Origin of the sequence: Stutzerimonas kirkiae, from assembly GCF_004327335.1 — a bacterium.
Taxonomy (GTDB): Bacteria; Pseudomonadota; Gammaproteobacteria; order Pseudomonadales; family Pseudomonadaceae; genus Stutzerimonas; species Stutzerimonas kirkiae.
This window is the reverse complement of record NZ_QJUO01000008.1, coordinates 37159-53561: the sequence shown is the minus strand read 5'-3', so window position 1 is coordinate 53561 and position 16403 is coordinate 37159. Positions and strand designations below refer to the sequence as shown.

At 62.7% G+C, this 16403-nt stretch carries 11 protein-coding genes; all 11 read right to left on the bottom strand.

The window, feature by feature from the left end; all coding sequences use genetic code 11:
- Positions 1-26 precede the first annotated feature (26 nt).
- Positions 27-1307, bottom strand: a complete 1281-nt coding sequence (gene clpX, locus DNJ95_RS06755; RefSeq protein WP_131183962.1) for an ATP-dependent Clp protease ATP-binding subunit ClpX — start codon at positions 1305-1307, stop codon at positions 27-29.
- Between the two features lie 93 nt (positions 1308-1400).
- On the bottom strand, positions 1401-2039 hold the full coding sequence (clpP, locus tag DNJ95_RS06750; RefSeq protein WP_131183961.1) for an ATP-dependent Clp endopeptidase proteolytic subunit ClpP: 639 nt from the start codon (positions 2037-2039) through the stop codon (positions 1401-1403).
- A gap of 85 nt (positions 2040-2124) precedes the next feature.
- Complete coding sequence (gene tig / locus DNJ95_RS06745) at positions 2125-3438, bottom strand: trigger factor (protein ID WP_131183960.1); 1314 nt, start codon at positions 3436-3438, stop codon at positions 2125-2127.
- 172 nt (positions 3439-3610) lie between these two features.
- Positions 3611-5296, bottom strand: coding sequence for a 30S ribosomal protein S1 (rpsA, locus tag DNJ95_RS06740; protein WP_131183959.1), 1686 nt, complete (start codon positions 5294-5296; stop codon positions 3611-3613).
- A 145-nt stretch (positions 5297-5441) separates the two neighbouring features.
- Entirely contained in the window at positions 5442-6128 is a 687-nt protein-coding gene (cmk, locus tag DNJ95_RS06735; RefSeq protein ID WP_131183958.1) for a (d)CMP kinase, read from the bottom strand.
- The gene (locus tag DNJ95_RS06730) at positions 6125-8323 is read right to left on the bottom strand and encodes a prephenate dehydrogenase/arogenate dehydrogenase family protein (protein ID WP_242671924.1); all 2199 of its coding nucleotides are present in this window, start codon (positions 8321-8323) and stop codon (positions 6125-6127) included. The genes cmk and DNJ95_RS06730 overlap by 4 nt, the downstream gene beginning before the upstream one ends.
- Entirely contained in the window at positions 8320-9429 is a 1110-nt protein-coding gene (hisC, locus tag DNJ95_RS06725; RefSeq protein WP_131183957.1) for a histidinol-phosphate transaminase, read from the bottom strand. The genes DNJ95_RS06730 and hisC overlap by 4 nt, the downstream gene beginning before the upstream one ends.
- Positions 9430-9520: 91 nt before the next feature.
- Positions 9521-10618, bottom strand: a complete 1098-nt coding sequence (gene pheA / locus DNJ95_RS06720) for a prephenate dehydratase (protein WP_131183956.1) — start codon at positions 10616-10618, stop codon at positions 9521-9523.
- Positions 10618-11703 (bottom strand): 3-phosphoserine/phosphohydroxythreonine transaminase, encoded by a 1086-nt coding sequence (gene serC, locus DNJ95_RS06715; RefSeq protein WP_131183955.1) that lies wholly within the window; start codon positions 11701-11703, stop codon positions 10618-10620. Before serC ends, pheA begins: the two co-directional genes overlap by 1 nt.
- A 100-nt stretch (positions 11704-11803) precedes the next feature.
- Complete coding sequence (gyrA, locus tag DNJ95_RS06710; RefSeq protein ID WP_131183954.1) at positions 11804-14551, bottom strand: DNA gyrase subunit A; 2748 nt, start codon at positions 14549-14551, stop codon at positions 11804-11806.
- A 648-nt stretch (positions 14552-15199) separates the two neighbouring features.
- Positions 15200-16276, bottom strand: a complete 1077-nt coding sequence (gene mtnA, locus DNJ95_RS06705) for an S-methyl-5-thioribose-1-phosphate isomerase (protein WP_131183953.1) — start codon at positions 16274-16276, stop codon at positions 15200-15202.
- Positions 16277-16403: the final 127 nt, after the last annotated feature.

Here is a 16403-nt window from a genome sequence, read left to right as displayed (position 1 = left end):
AAGGGGCCAGACGGCCCCTTTATCTATCACGCCTCCGGCGCAGCCTTGGCTGGCGGCTCGGCACTTTCGTAGATCAGCAGCGGCTGGGAAGAACCCTCGATGACACTCTCATCGATGACGACCTTGCTGACATCCTTCTGCGAGGGAATCTCGTACATGGTGTCGAGCAGAACCCCCTCGAGGATCGAGCGCAGCCCGCGCGCACCCGTCTTGCGCTCGAGCGCCCGCGTGGCGACAGCCTTGAGCGCATCGGCACGGAACTCCAGCTCGACGCCTTCCAGCTCGAACAGCTTGGCATATTGCTTGGTCAGGGCGTTCTTCGGCTCGGTGAGAATCTGGATCAGCGCGGGCTCGTCCAGCTCATCCAGCGTCGCGATGACCGGCAGCCGGCCAACGAACTCGGGAATCAAGCCGAACTTGACCAGGTCGTCCGGCTCTACCGAACGCAGCGCTTCGCCGATCTTCTTGCCCGGCTCGCGACTGCGTACCTCGGCAGCGAAACCGATGCCCGCCTGGGTCGAGCGACCCTGAATGACCTTCTCCAGACCAGCAAAGGCACCACCGCAGATGAACAGAATGCTGCGGGTGTCGACCTGCAGAAATTCCTGCTGAGGATGCTTGCGACCGCCCTGCGGCGGCACCGAGGCAACCGTGCCCTCGATCAGCTTCAACAATGCCTGCTGCACACCTTCGCCGGAAACGTCGCGGGTGATGGAGGGGTTGTCGGATTTGCGCGAAATCTTGTCGATCTCGTCGATATAGACAATGCCCATCTGGGCCTTCTCGACATCGTAATCGCACTTCTGCAACAGCTTCTGGATGATGTTCTCGACATCCTCGCCCACATAGCCGGCCTCGGTCAGCGTCGTCGCATCGGCGATGGTGAAGGGAACGTTGAGCAGTCGCGCCAGGGTCTCCGCCAGCAGCGTCTTGCCGGAGCCGGTCGGCCCGATCAGCAGAATATTGCTCTTGCCCAGCTCGACTTCTTCTTTCTTGTCGCGCTGGTTGAGACGCTTGTAGTGATTGTATACAGCTACCGCAAGAATCTTTTTCGCACGCTCCTGACCGATCACGTACTGGTCGAGAATGCCGCTGATTTCCTTGGGAGTTGGCAATTTGTGCGAGTTGTTCTCGGCCTGGGCTTCCTGCACCTCCTCGCGGATGATGTCATTGCACAGGTCGACACACTCGTCGCAGATGAAAACGGAGGGGCCGGCAATCAGTTTGCGCACTTCGTGCTGACTCTTTCCGCAGAAAGAGCAGTAGAGAAGCTTTCCGGAATCCTCGCCGTTGCGGGTGTCAGTCATTCGGTCAATCCAATACGGTAGTCTTGCAAGACAAGATGAAGGCAATCGAGGGCGTTTTCAACCCCGGGAGGCCCTGCCATCCGGGGTGAAGAATCAGACAGCCAGTTGACGACGGCTATGAACCTGATCGATCAGACCGTACTTGACCGCATCTTCGGCGCTCATGAAGTTGTCGCGATCGGTATCGCGGGCGATGATTTCGATCGGCTGCCCGGTGTGGTCGGCGAGGATGCGATTCAGCCGCTCGCGGATCGTCAGTATCTCGCGCGCGTGGATCTCGATATCCGATGCCTGCCCCTGGAAGCCGCCGAGCGGCTGGTGAATCATCATGCGCGAGTGCGGCAGGCAGTAGCGCTTGCCTGCGGCGCCACCAGCCAGCAGCAACGCACCCATGCTGCAGGCCTGGCCGATGCAGGTGGTGGTGACGTCCGGCTTGATGAACTGCATGGTGTCGTAGATCGACATGCCGGCCGTGACGGAACCGCCTGGCGAGTTGATATAGAGATGGATGTCCTTCTCGGGGTTTTCCGCCTCGAGGAACAACAGTTGCGCAACCAGCAGGTTGGCCATGTAGTCTTCGACCTGGCCAACGAGAAATACCACGCGCTCCTTCAGGAGACGCGAATAGATGTCATAGGCCCGCTCACCGCGCGCCGATTGCTCGATCACCATAGGGACCAGACCGCCGGCGGCTTGGATGTCCGGAACATGCATGAAGGAATTGCGGGACATATCTAAGGTTACTCCCTATGTCATTGCCTCAAATGCATAAGCCAGCGCGAGGCTGGCTTATGCTGGCGTACTCGAACGAATCAAATCAGGCGGCTTGAGGCGCTTGCGCTGCCTTGACGGCTTCCTCGTAGGAGACTGACTTGTCGGTCACCTTGGCCTGCTTGAGAACAGTATCTACAACTTGTTCTTCGAGTACAACAGAACGAACTTCGTTCAGTTGCTCGTCATTCTTGTAGTACCAGGAAACCACCTGCTCCGGCTCCTGGTAGGCGGACGCCATTTCCTCGATAAGCTCGCGTACACGGGCCTCATCGGGCTTGATTTCGTTCTTCTGCACGACTTCGGCAACGATCAGGCCGAGCAGCACACGGCGCCGGGCCTGTTCGGAGAAGAGTTCCGCCGGCAGTTGATCGGGCTTGATATTACCACCGAACTGCTGAACCGCCTGGGTGCGCAGACGATTGACCTCGTTGTCCAGCAGCGCCTTCGGCACTTCGACCGGATTGCTGTCGATCAGGCCGTCCATGACCTGGGTCTTGACCTTGGTCTTGATCGCCTGGCGCAGTTCGCGCCCCATGTTCTTCCTGACCTCGGCACGGAAGCCTTCCAGACCGCCTTCGGTCACCCCGAAGCGCGCGAAGAATTCATCGTCCAACTCGGGCAGCTTGGGTTCCGCGACACTGTTGACGGTAACGCTGAACTCGGCGGTCTTGCCGGCCAGGTCGAGGTTCTGGTAATCCTCCGGGAAGGTCGGCGTGATCACGCGCTCCTCACCCGCCCTGGCACCGACCAGCGCCTCTTCGAAACCGGGAATCATGCGCCCGGAGCCCAACACCAGTTGAGTCCCCTTGGCCGAACCGCCAGCGAAAGCCTCGCCATCGATCTTGCCTACGAAGTCGATATTGACCTGGTCGCCGTTCTCGGCCACGCGGTCGGCAACGGTTTCGAAACGGGTGCTCTGCTTACGCAGGATTTCCAGCATGTTATCGACATCCGCATCGCCGACTTCGGCTTGCAGACGCTCGACCTCGATGCCCTCGAAACCAGCCAGTTCGAACTCGGGGAAGACTTCGAAAGTGGCGATGTACTCGAGATCCTTGCCCTTCTCGAAAACCTTGGGCTCGACCGAAGGCGCCCCGGCCGGGTTCAGTTTTTCGGCCACGACGGCTTCGTAGAAAGTCGCCTGGATCACGTCACCCAAGGCTTCCTGGCGGGCAGCCTCTTCATAACGCTGGCGGATGACGCTCATGGGCACCTTGCCCGGACGGAAACCTGGAATCTTTGCACGGCTGGCGGTCTGCTGCAGACGCTTGTTGACTTCGGTCTCGATACGCTCTGCCGGCACGCCGATAGTCAGGCGGCGCTCGAGAGCAGAGGTGCTTTCAACAGAAACTTGCATGTATTTTCCTCGTTGCACAGACATAAGCCGGGCGTTCCGGCCCCAGAATGGGGATGCATTCTATTAGCTCGAATGACAGAAGTCACCCATCGCCAAGGCACATGCCGGCTGATGAAATTCTCGGATACGAAAAGGGCGACCGAAGTCGCCCTTTCCAACGGAAAGCAGAAACTCAGTTCTGGTTTTCCATTTGCGCGCGGATCAAATCACCAATGGTGGTCGGACCGGTGCTTTCCACGGTTGTTTCCTGCTTGCGCAGCCCCTGGATGGCTTCCTTCTCGTCATCCACGTCCTTCGACTTGATGGACAGGCTGATGACGCGGGACTTGCGGTCGATGCTGATGATCTTGGCTTCGACTTCGTCGCCTTCCTTCAGCACGTTGCGCGCATCTTCGACGCGGTCGCGGCTGATTTCGGAAGCTTTCAGCGTGGCTTCGATATCGTTGCCCAGGTCGATGATGGCACCCTTGGCGTCGACTTCCTTGACAGTGCCGCGAACGATGCTGCCCTTGTCGTTGATCGAGGCGTAGTTGGAGAACGGATCGTCTTCCAGTTGCTTGATGCCCAGGGAGATGCGCTCGCGTTCCGGATCGACCGAGAGGATGACGGTATCCAGTTCGTCGCCCTTCTTGAAGCGGCGGACGGCTTCTTCGCCCGGCTCGTTCCAGGAGATGTCGGACAGGTGGACCAGGCCATCGATGCCGCCATCCAGACCGATGAAGATACCGAAGTCGGTGATCGACTTGATGGTACCGGAGATGCGGTCACCCTTGTTGAACTGGCTGGAGAAGTCTTCCCACGGGTTGGATTTGCACTGCTTGATACCCAGGGAGATGCGACGGCGCTCTTCGTCGATGTCGAGAACCATGACTTCCACTTCGTCGCCAACCTGAACGACTTTCGACGGGTGGATGTTCTTGTTGGTCCAATCCATTTCGGAAACGTGCACCAGGCCTTCCACGCCCTCTTCCAGCTCGGCGAAGCAGCCGTAGTCGGTGAGGTTGGTGACGCGAGCCACGACGCGGGTGTTTTCCGGGTAGCGAGCCTTGATGGCAACCCATGGGTCTTCGCCCAGTTGCTTCAGGCCCAGGGAAACGCGGTTGCGCTCGCGGTCGAATTTCAGCACCTTGACGTCGATCTCGTCACCAACGTTGACGATTTCCGACGGATGCTTGATGCGCTTCCAGGCCATGTCGGTGATGTGCAGCAGGCCATCGACGCCACCCAGGTCGACGAACGCACCGTAGTCGGTGAGGTTCTTGACGATACCCTTGACCTGTTGGCCTTCCTGCAGGGATTCCAGCAGGGCTTCGCGCTCGGCGCTGTTCTCGGCTTCCAGCACACTGCGGCGGGAAACGACAACGTTGTTGCGCTTCTGGTCGAGCTTGATGACTTTGAATTCGAGCTCTTTGCCTTCCAGGTGAGTGGTGTCGCGGACAGGGCGCACATCGACCAGGGAACCCGGCAGGAAGGCGCGGATGCCATTGACGTCGACGGTGAAGCCACCCTTGACCTTGCCGTTGATGACGCCCTTGACCACTTCCTCGGCAGCGAAGGCTGCTTCCAGAACGATCCAGCTCTCGGCGCGCTTGGCTTTCTCGCGGGACAGTTTGGTTTCACCGAAACCATCTTCCACCGCATCCAGAGCGACGTGGACTTCGTCACCCACCTTGATGGTCAGTTCACCCTGTTCGTTGTAGAACTGCTCGACCGGGATGACGCCCTCGGATTTCAAGCCGGCATGTACGGTGACCCAGTCACCGTCGATGTCGACCACCAGGCCAGTGATGATGGAGCCCGGTTGCATGTCGAGGGATTTGAGGCTTTCTTCAAAGAGTTCTGCGAAGCTTTCGCTCATGTTTATTCCTGCTGTTTTCAGGCGGGGTTCCGCCCAATCTCCATATCCCAGACGATATGGGTTGACTCATTAATAAAAGGCCCGCGGAACAGGGTCTGGATTTCCGCATGCCTTCTTTTCGACGGACCGCGGCAGCGGTCCCTCATCAGGCGAGGCCGCGACTGGCGGCCTCGCTCAGAATGCTTGCAAGCACCTGCTCGATGGAAAGTGCCGTGGAGTCCAGCAGCACGGCATCGCCAGCCGGCTTCAGGGGTGCCACGGCACGCTGCGTATCACGCTCGTCGCGCGCACGTATCTCATCGATAAGACTCGCGAGATTAACATCATCGCCCTTGGCCTTCAACTGCAGAAAGCGGCGACGTGCCCTTTCCTCGGCGCTGGCGGTGAGGAATATCTTCAGCCGGGCATCGGCGAACACCACCGTTCCCATGTCCCGGCCATCGGCCACCAGCCCCGGTGCCTGGCGAAAATCCTTCTGCCGCTGCAGCAGTGCCGCGCGTATCGCCGGCAGTGCCGCGACCCTGGATGCCCCGGCACCGACGGACTCATTGCGAATGGCTTCGCTGACATCATCCCCCTCGAGGAGAATGGCAGCGCCCTTCCCTTCGCCCTCCGCACCGAAACGCACATCGAGACGGGCGGCCAGAACGGCGAGTCGCTCTTCGTCATCCAGGGCAATGCCATGCTTTTGCGCAGCGAGCGCCAGTATGCGATACAGCGCCCCCGAATCCAGGAAGTTCCATCCCAGTTGCCTGGCCAGCAGCGTCGCCACCGTCCCCTTGCCAGAGCCGCTCGGGCCATCGATGGTGATGACGGATATATCTGCGCTCATAAACCAGCCTCTGTCTTGATATTCATGCCGAATCGCTCGGCAAGTTCGATGAAGTCGCGCACGGATGCCGGGCACTCATCTATCTGCAGCCCGCCACCGGTATGCGACCCTGCGATGCACAAGGCCATTGCCACATGCAGATCCCGGTTGGCGGCGACCTTGCGCCCTGCGAGGGCGCCCCCCTCGAGTGTCAGTTGCTCTTCGTCGACGACCACCCTGATACCGAGTTCGAGCAATGCATCGAGGGTATAGCGAAGCCGAAGCCGCTCCAGCCCTTGCAGCGCGCCGATCCCCGAAAAGCGGCTGGTTCCGCTGGCGCAGGCCGCCGCCACCAGCAGAACCGGCAACTCCGCAGCGATTATCGGCAGACAGTCGGGCGGCACATCGCCCCCCCGCAGTCCGGCACCGCTCACCGCGATAGAAGCCACCGGGACACCTGCGACATAGCCCCTGCGCAGCAGACGGATATTCGCCCCCATACGCCCCAGCAGCGTCAACCCGGCGTCCAACGCCGGCGTCATCGCAACGGCCTCCAGGGTCAGCTCCGAGCCCGCCGCCAGACTGGCCGCGACCGCCAGAGCAAGCGCCATCGAGGCATCCCCGGGGATATCCAGGCGTTGCGCCACCAGGGCATGGCCAGCCGCAAGCGCCAGTCCGCCCGCCTCTATCCGCACAGGACAGCCGAACCCGCCGAGCAACTCGCCCTGTTGGCGCGCCACGACACTGACACGGGTATTGCCGGAGGCATACAGGCCAGCCATCAGGAGAGCTGGCGCGGCCTGTCGCAGATGCGACCGGTCGATCCCGACCAGAGCCTGGCCGCCCCTGATGCGGATCGGGGCATGGCCGTCGTGCAGGGAAATGCTCGCCCCCATCTCGCACAGCGGCTCGACGACATCGCCCATGGGCTGCCGGCTCAGCGCGGCATCACCGGTCAGCATGCAATCGAAGCGCTGCGCCGCCAGCAGACCGGCCAGCATCCCCATGGCACTGGCGGAACCACCGAGATAGAGCGGCCCGGGCGGCGCCTGCAAACCATGCAGGCCGACACCATGGATGATCAGCCGGCCCTGCTGCGGGCCTTCGATGACCACGCCCATATCGCGGAAGGCCTGGAGGGTCGCCAGGGAAGCTTCGGCGGCACGAAAGCCGCTTATTTCGCTGCTGCCCTCGGCCAGCGCCGCCAATACGATCGCGCTTTGCGCAATGCCTTTGTCCCCCGGCACCGGGGCTTCACCCCGCAGCGCGGCGACAGGCTCGATCCGTATGCCCAGTGCTGCCGCATATTCATCCTCGGCATAGGCGCGGCCTGCCAGGATCTTGCCGAAATGCTCGCGCGCCGCCCTGGCCCGAGTGAACACCCCCAGCAGGTGGTGGCCGTCCTTTTCGACCATCGCCTCGCGCAATAGATCGAGATCGGCCTGGAACTCGTCCAGGGTCGCCAGTACGGCATCCCGGTTGGCCAGGAAGATATCGTGCCACATCACCGGATCACTGCCGGCGATCCGCGTGAAGTCGCGGAAGCCGCCCGCGGCATAGCGGAATATCTCCAGGTTCTCATGGCGCCTGGCCAGCGAATCGACCAGGCCGAAGGCCAGCAGATGCGGCAGATGGCTGGTGGCCGCCAGGACTTCGTCGTGATGCTCGACCTGCATGTGCTCGACATCCGCCCCCAGCACCCGCCATGCCCGGTCGACCAGCGCCAGGGCGCCAGGATCGGTATCGGTTTGCGGCGTGAGGATCACCTTGTGGCGGCGGAACAAGGCCGGATTGGCGGCGCCGACGCCACTCTGCTCCGAGCCGGCGATGGGATGGCCCGGCACGAAACGCGGCAGATTGCGACCGAAGGCTTCGGCGGCGCAGCGCACCACACTGCCCTTGGCGCTGCCGACATCGGTCAGCACGATGCGCTCGATGTCCAGCTCCAGCAATGCCAGGGTCCGCAGCAGGCGCTCCATGGCGAGTATCGGCACCGCCAACTGGATCAGGTCGGCCTCGCGGCAGGCCTCTTCCAGGGTTTCCGGGCAGCGATCCACCACACCGAGTTCCACGGCCAGGCGCCGCGTCTGAGGATCGAGATCGAAACCTGTCACTTCCCGGCACAAGCCACTGGCGCGCAGGCCCTTGGCAAAGGAGCCGCCAATCAGGCCCAGCCCGATCACCAGCACGCGGCCGAAGCCCGCTGCCGGTTTCACGAAGCCAGCACCTTGCCCAGGGCAGCGAGGAAGCGTGCGTTCTCCCGTTCGGTACCGATGGAGACACGCAGGAATTCCGGCATGCCGTAGCCGGCGATCGGCCGTACGATCACGCCCTCGCGCAGCAGCCCCTGGTTGACCGGAGCGGCATCGCGGCCGACATTCACCGCGATGAAATTGCCGCGGGAGACGATCCACGACAACCCCAGCGCCGCGCAGCCCTGTTCCAGTTGGCGCTTGCCGGCCTCATTGATTTCACGACCGCGACGCAGGTACTCCTGGTCGTCCAGGGCCGCACAGGCGGCCGCCTGGGCCAGCGAGTTGACGTTGAACGGCTGCCGTACGCGATTGAGCACGTCGGCGATGCGCGGCGAACTGACCCCGTAGCCGACACGCAAGGCACCCAAGCCATAAGCCTTGGAAAAAGTGCGCGACACCAGCAGGTTGGCATGCCGCGACAGGTAACCCAGGCCATCCGGCAGGTCGTCGCCGCTGGCGTATTCGATATAGGCCTCGTCCAGCACCACCAGCACATCCTCCGGCACGCGGGCGAGGAAATCCTCCAGCGCCTGCGGGCCGAACCAGGTGCCGGTCGGGTTGTTCGGGTTGGCGACGAAGATCACGCGGGTCTGCGCGTCGATGGCGGCCAGCATGCCATCCAGGTCATGGCCGTAGTCGATGGCCGGAACCACCTTGCTCCCGGCACCCACCGCCTGAGTCGAAATGGGATAGGCGGCGAAGGCGTGGGCACTGTAGACCGCATTGCTACCAGGCCCGAGAAAGGCACGGGCAACGATGTCGATGATGTCGTTGGAGCCGTTGCCCAGGGTTATCCCGGCCGGATCGATATCGAAACGCTCGGAGAGCTTGCGCTTGAGTTCGTAGCCACCGCCATCGGGGTAGCGGGTCAATTCCGCCAGCGCCTGTTCGATGGCTTGCAGTACGCGAGGGTTGGGGCCTTGCGGGTTTTCGTTGCTGGCCAGCTTGACGATCTCGCCCGGGTCGATACCGAGCTCGCGCGCCAGCTCACTGATCGGCTTGCCCGTGACGTAGGGGGACAATTGCTGTACGCCTGGCTGCGCCAGGGCGAGGAAATCACATGACATAAGTAAGCCTCAAGCTTCAAGCTTCAAGCCGCAAGCTCCAAGACTCAGGCCGACCCACTTGCAGCTTGAGGCTTGAGGCTTGCGGCTGCGATCAGAGAACCGCCTTAGGATAGGAACCCAGGACCTTCAACGCCACCGCTTCGCCGTTGATCTTTTCCAGCACGTCCTTGACCAGCGGGTCCTGGTGATGGCCCATGCAGTCGATGAAGAACACATAGGTCCATTTGCCGCTGCGCGATGGACGGGTTTCGATACGGGTCAGGTCGATGCCGTTGGCATGGAATGGCAGCAGCAGTTCATGCAGCGCGCCCGGCTTGTTGCGCATGGAAACGATCAGTGAGGTCTTGTCGTCACCGGTCGGCGGCACTTCCTGGTTGCCGATGATCAGGAAGCGCGTGGAGTTGTCCGGACGGTCCTCGATCTTTTCCGCGATGCGCGTCAGGCCATAGAGTTGCGCCGCCATGTCGCCGGCGATGGCCGCGCTGTTCCATTCGCTCTTGACCCGCCTGGCGGCGTCGGCGTTGCTGGAAACCGCCACGCGCTCGACGTTCGGGTAATGCGCATCGAGCCACTTGCGGCACTGTGCCAGCGACTGGGCATGGGAGTAGATGCGGGTGATGCGGTCGGTCCTGGTGGTTTCGCCCACCAGCAGGTGATGGTGGATACGCAGTTCGACCTCGCCACAGATGACGATGTCGTGCTCGAGGAAGCTGTCCAGGGTGTGGTTGACCGCGCCCTCGGTGGAGTTCTCCACCGGCACCACGCCAAAATTCACCGCGCCGGCGACCACTTCGCGGAACACCTCGTCGATCGCCGCCATCGGCTTGCTCAGCACCGACTGGCCGAAATGCTTGAGTGCCGCCGCTTGCGAGAAGGTCCCCTCCGGGCCGAGGTAGGCCACGCGCAGCGGCTGCTCCAGGGCCAGGCAGGAAGACATGATCTCGCGGAACAGCCGCGCCACTTCCTCGTTGTCCAGCGGCCCCTTGTTCAGTTCCATGATGTGCTTGAGCACCCAGGCCTCGCGCTCCGGGCGATAGAATACCGGTTGCTCGCCTTCGGGCAGCGCAGCGGTCTTCACCCGCGCCACTTCCTGGGCACAGCGGGCACGCTCGCTGATCAGTTCGAGCAGCCGCTCATCCAGGTTGTCGATGCGCAGGCGCAGCGCCTTGAGCTGATCGGCTTCGCTCATCAGCCATGCTCCTTCTCGAACTCGGCCATATAGGCGACCAGCGCCTGCACCGCATCCAGGCCGGTCGCGTTGTAGATGGAAGCGCGCATACCGCCCACCGAACGATGCCCCTTGAGGTTGAGCAGTCCACGCGTCTCGGCGCCGGCCAGGAAGGCCTTGTCCAGGCGCTCGTCGGCCAGACGGAACGGCACGTTCATCCAGGAACGGGCATTGTGGCTGACCGGATTGGTATAGAACTCGCTGCGGTCGATGACGCCGTAGAGCAGTTCCTGCTTGGCGCGGTTGCGCTGGCCCATGGCCTCGACGCCACCCTGCTCCTTCAGCCACTCGAAGACCAGCCCCGAGAGGTACCAGGAGAAGGTCGCCGGCGTGTTGTACATCGACCCGTTGTCGGCGGCTACCTTGTAGTCGAGCATGGTCGGGCAGGTGCTGCGGGTACGGCCCAGCAGATCTTCGCGGACGATCACCACCACCAGCCCGGAAGGCCCGATGTTCTTCTGCGCACCGGCGTAGATCAGGCCGAAGCGGGACACGTCCAGCGGGCGCGAGAGAATGTCCGAAGACATATCCACCACCAGCGGCACGTCACCGGTTTCGGGAATCCAGTCGAACTGCAGGCCGCCGATGGTTTCGTTGCTGGCGTAGTGCACATAGGCGGCACCTTCGCTCAGTTGCCACTCGTTCTGCCCCGGAATGGCGAAGTAGTCGTAGGGCTTGGCGCTGGCGGCGAGATTGACGTTGCCGAAGCGGCGCGCTTCCTCAATGCTCTTGCGCGACCAGATACCGGTATCGATATAGTCGGCGACGCCATCCTCTGGCAGCAGGTTCAGCGGAATCTCGGCGAACTGCTGGCTGGCGCCGCCCTGCAGGAACAGTACCTTGTAGTTCGAAGGTATCGCCAGCAGGTCGCGCAGGTCCTGCTCGGCCTTCTCGGCGATGGCGACGTATTCCTCGCTGCGATGGCTCATCTCCATCACCGACAGGCCCTTGCCGTGCCAGTCGAGGAGTTCCGCCTGTGCACGCTGCAGCACGGTTTCCGGAAGCGCGGCCGGGCCGGCGCAGAAATTAAAGGCTCGCTTGCTCACATCCACTCTCGCTCAAATGATCTTGTCCACCCCGCACGATGCGGGGCCATCGCGGCGCCATCGCGGCCACAGGGCCTCAGAGCCTGTGGCCGCGACGCGGTCATTCTTCCTGCTGCGACCCGCCGACCTCGGCATCCGTGCCAGCTTCGTAGTCTGGCGACGCTTCGTCCGGCTCATCGCCCTCCTCCTCGGAAGGCTCCTGCACCCGCTCCAGGCCAACCAGCGTTTCTTCCTTGGCCAGCTTGATCAGGGTGACGCCCTGAGTGTTGCGTCCGGAACTGGAGACTTCGTCGACCCGCGTACGCACCAGGGTGCCCTGGTCGGAAATCAGCATGATCTCCTCGCCTTCCTGCACCTGGATAGCGGCGACCAGCTTGCCGTTGCGCTCGCTGCAGACCATGGCGATGACGCCCTGGCCGCCACGACCGCGACGCGGGAACTTGCTCAGCGCGGTGCGCTTGCCATAGCCGCGCGCGGAGGCCGTGAGGATCTGCGCGCCCGACTCGGGGATCAGCATGGAGATCAGCTGCTGCCCTTTCGCCAGGCGGATGCCGCGTACGCCACGGGCATTACGGCCCATGGTGCGCACGGCGCTCTCGGCGAAGCGGATCACCTTGCCGGTATCGGAGAACAGCATGACTTCCCGCGCGCCGTCGGTGATGGCGGCGGCGATCAGGCGGTCGCCCTCGTCCAGCTTCAGGGCGATCAGGCCGGAGCTGCGCGGCTTGCTGAACTGCACCAGCGGCACTTTCTTCACCGTGCCCTTGGCGGTGGCCATGAAGATGAAGGCGCCGGTCGGCTCGGCGACCAATTCGGCGGTTTCGCCATCGGCCTCTTCGACTTCCGCCTCGACCACTTCGCCTTCGATCAGCGCCGTATCGCTCTCGTCCAGGTCGTCATCGTCGGTGCCGCTCTGTTGCAGCGCCTCCAGGTCGATCTGCAGCATGGCGGTGATGTACTCGCCCTCGTCCAGCGGCAGCAGGTTGACCATCGGCCGGCCACGGGCCGCGCGCGAGGCTTCGGGAATCTCGAAGGTCTTCAGCCAGTAGACCTTGCCCTTGCTGGAGAACAACAGCAGCGTGGCATGGCTGTTGGCGACCAGCAGGTGCTCGATATAGTCCTCGTCCTTGACCCCGGTGGCCGACTTGCCCTTGCCGCCGCGACGCTGCGCCTGGTAGGCGGCCAGCGGCTGGCTCTTGGCATAGCCACCATGGGAAATGGTCACTACCCGTTCCTCTTCCGGGATCAGGTCGGCCATGGTCAGGTCGGTCTGCGAAGCGACGATCTCGGTACGGCGTTTGTCGCCGAATTCCGCCTTGACCTTCTCCAGTTCCTCGCGGATCACTTCCATCAGCCGTTCGGGGCTGGTCAGGATACGGATCAGCTCGCCGATCTGGGCGAGGATTTCCTGGTATTCGCCCAGCAGTTTCTCGTGCTCGAGGCCGGTCAGGCGGTGCAAACGCAGGTCGAGGATCGCCTGTGCCTGCTCCGGCGACAGGTGATACTTGCCGTCGATCAGGCCGAACTGCGGGTCCAGCCCTTCGGGGCGGCAGGAGTCGGCCCCCGCGCGCTCGACCATGGCCACCACCGCACTCGATTCCCAGGAGGTGGAAATCAGCGCTTCCTTGGCCTCGGCCGGGGTCGGCGAGGCCTTGATCAGGGCGATCACCGGGTCGATGTTGGACAGCGCGACCGCCTGGCCTTCGAGGATGTGGCCACGCTCGCGCGCCTTGCGCAGCTCGTAGACGGTGCGCCGGGTCACCACTTCGCGGCGGTGCAGGACGAAGGCTTCCAGCAGTTCCTTGAGGTTCAGGGTGCGCGGCTGGCCATCGATCAGCGCCACCACGTTGATACCGAAAACGCTCTGCAACTGCGTCTGCGCATAGAGGTTGTTGAGCACCACTTCCGGCACTTCGCCACGGCGCAGCTCGATCACCACGCGCATACCGTCCTTGTCGGACTCGTCGCGCAGTTCGGTGATGCCTTCGATCTTCTTCTCTTTCACCAGCTCGGCGATCTTCTCGATCAGCCGCGCCTTGTTCAACTGGTAAGGCAGCTCGGTGATGACGATCTGCTGGCGGCCGCCGACCTTGTCGATGTCCTCGATATCGGCGCGGGCACGGATATAGATGCGTCCGCGGCCGGTACGGTAGGCCTCGATGATGCCGGCACGGCCATTGATGATGCCTGCCGTGGGGAAGTCCGGGCCGGGGATGAACTGCATCAGTTCGTCGATGCTGATCTCGGCGTTGTCGATCAGCGCCAGGCAGCCTTCGATCACCTCGCCCAGGTTGTGCGGCGGGATGTTGGTGGCCATGCCGACGGCGATACCGCTGGAACCATTGACCAGCAGGTTGGGAATCTTGGTCGGCATGACCGCCGGGATCTGCTCGGTGCCATCGTAGTTCGGCACCCAGTCGACGGTTTCCTTCTCCAGGTCGGCCAGCAGCTCGTGCGCCAGCTTGGCCATGCGCACTTCGGTGTAACGCATGGCGGCCGCATTGTCGCCGTCCACCGAACCGAAGTTGCCCTGGCCATCGACCAGCATGTAGCGCAGCGAGAATGGCTGCGCCATGCGCACGATGGTGTCATACACCGCCGAGTCGCCGTGAGGATGGTATTTACCGATCACATCACCGACCACACGGGCGGATTTCTTGTACGGTTTGTTCCAGTCGTTGCCCAGTTCGCTCATGGCATAGAGAACACGGCGGTGTACCGGCTTCAAGCCATCACGCGCATCCGGCAAGGCTCGACCGACGATCACGCTCATTGCATAGTCGAGATAGGACTGTTTGAGCTCGTCTTCGATATTGACTGGAAGAATTTCTTTGGCCAGTTCGCCCATGGAAGCCTGGTTCCTTGTAGTCAGCAGGGTCCTGCGATAAGCCGGCGATAGTAACACAAGGCAAGCCAGCGCAGGAGCAGGCAAGGCGCCCACGCCAGGGCGATCGCATGAAGCCTCGGCTCATGGTCACGGGGCCGACCGATGCCATGCCGTGTTGCGAACGGATTGGCAATAGTGTGTGCGGTTTGCCGGACCTGTTAGCGGTGCTCATCCGGCCGTGGAGTCGCGAGCCCGGCCAGCCCGCGACGAAACACCCATGAACCCGTCGCCCATATGAATACGGAGGCGCTCTGCCGGCGAAGGTCTCGGCGCGGGGCTGACCGTGCTCGCGGCGAATACCCGTGGCGCCTGAACGAAACAGTACCGAATCACCCGCAAAGCTTGCGGTTTCGTTGGCTCTTTCCTTCAGGCGCCGCCGAGAGTGGCTGTGCCGATGCCCGGTGGCGGGACGGGACCTTCGCCGCCAGGGATGGCGGCGAAGAGCTACAGGGATGTATTCACGCGTGCCCCGTCCCGCCGCCGGGCATTCGCACAGGGACGATGCTCCCGAGATCGCGCTCTACGACCCTGAAGCCAGACACTTTATTGCCAATCCGGCAACTGGGTGAAAACGGCAAACCATCCATCGGCACGCTCATGGAGAGTGGATCAGTGCAGATGCTTGCGGCTCATGAGCGCCGCCATCTTCTCGCTGGTCGGGCGCTCGACGATGCCTTTTTCCGTGACGATCAGGTCGATCAGGTCCGCCGGCGTCACGTCGAAGGCCGGGTTGAACACCTCGACGCCAAGCGCCATGCGTTGCCCATCGAACTCCAGCAACTCATCGTCGCCACGCTCCTCCAGGTCCAGCAGTTCAGCCGTTTCCAGTGTCATGTCGATACTCGAACTGGGCGCCGCGACCATGAACCGCACACCGTGGTGCATGGCCAGCACCGCCAACTGGTAGGTACCGATCTGGCTCACCACATCACCATTGGCAGCGATGCGGTCGGCACCGACGATCACCCAGGTCACCCCGCGTACCTTCATCAGGTGCGCCGCCGCCGCATCGGCGTTCAACAACACCGGAATCCGCTCGACCCCCAGTTCCCAGGCGGTCAGGCGCGAGCCCTGCAGGCGGGGACGGGTTTCATCGACATAGACGCACTCCACCAGCTCTTCCTGACTGGCAGCCCGTACCACTCCCAGTGCCGTGCCGAAACCGCCGCTGGCCAGCGCGCCGGCATTGCCATGGGTCAGCAGGTTCTGCGCATGGCCCTGGTACTTGCGGATGGCCTCCAGGCCGAGCTGGGCGATGACCAGGTTGGCTTCGCGGTCACTCTGGTGAATCTCGATGGCCTGCCGCTCCAGCGCCAACAGCGGCGACTCGCCGGGACGGCAACGGTCGAGCCGCTCGCGCATCTGCCGTAGCGCCCAGTGCAGGTTGGCGGCGGTACTGCGCGAAGCCTCCAGGTGCTGGAAATCCTCTTCGAGCGCGCCACGCCAGTCGCCGCCGGCTTCGAGCCGGGCACGCAGGCCGAGCACGACAGCATAGGCGGCACTGATGCCAATGGCCGAGGCTCCACGCACCACCAGGGAGCGGATGGCCTGTACCACGCCAGTGGCCGTGTCATAGCAGTGCCATACGCTTTCCTGCGGTAATCGGCGCTGATCCAGCAGATAAAGCCGCCCTTCCCGCCAGTCGATGGACTTGACCTTCTCCGCCGCCAGCAGACGCTCGCGCATGGCGTATTCCCCTATGCAAAAGGCGGCGATTATACCCATAGTGGCAAGCCGGGCCATCACGCCATATCGTTATTCCGCAGGCAAGGCGCTTCGACAAAAGCGCTGGAGGCTGGAGCGCAGGATGAAG